This is a genomic window from Allochromatium humboldtianum, assembly GCF_013385175.1.
Lineage (GTDB): Bacteria > Pseudomonadota > Gammaproteobacteria > Chromatiales > Chromatiaceae > Thermochromatium > Thermochromatium humboldtianum.
The window spans coordinates 1-444 of the sequence record NZ_JABZEO010000072.1 but is presented as its reverse complement, the minus strand read 5'-3'; the positions used below and the strand labels follow the sequence as shown (position 1 = coordinate 444).

Annotated in this window: 1 protein-coding gene; it reads left to right on the top strand. The window is 62.8% G+C overall.

The genetic code is table 11. The features are described 5' to 3' along the window. The coding region (locus HW932_RS21540) for an EF-Tu C-terminal domain-related protein (protein WP_343047455.1) at positions 1-444 on the top strand (444 nt) is incomplete at its 5' end.

Here is a 444-nt window from a genome sequence, read left to right as displayed (position 1 = left end):
ATCAAGGATACCGTCAAGACCACCTGCACCGGCGTCGAGATGTTCCGCAAGCTGCTCGACCAGGGTCAGGCCGGCGACAACATCGGCGCCCTGCTGCGCGGCACCAAGCGTGAAGACGTCGAGCGCGGTCAGGTACTGGCCAAGCCCGGTTCGATCACGCCGCACACCCACTTCGAGGCCGAAGTGTACGTGCTGAGCAAGGAAGAAGGCGGTCGTCACACCCCCTTCTTCAACGGCTACCGTCCGCAGTTCTACTTCCGCACCACCGACGTCACCGGCGCTTGCGAGCTGCCCGAGGGCATCGAGATGGTGATGCCGGGCGACAACGTCAAAATGACGATCAAGCTGATCGCGCCGATCGCCATGGAAGAAGGTCTGCGCTTTGCGGTCCGCGAGGGCGGTCGCACCGTCGGCGCGGGTGTTGTTGCTAAGATCATCGAGTAA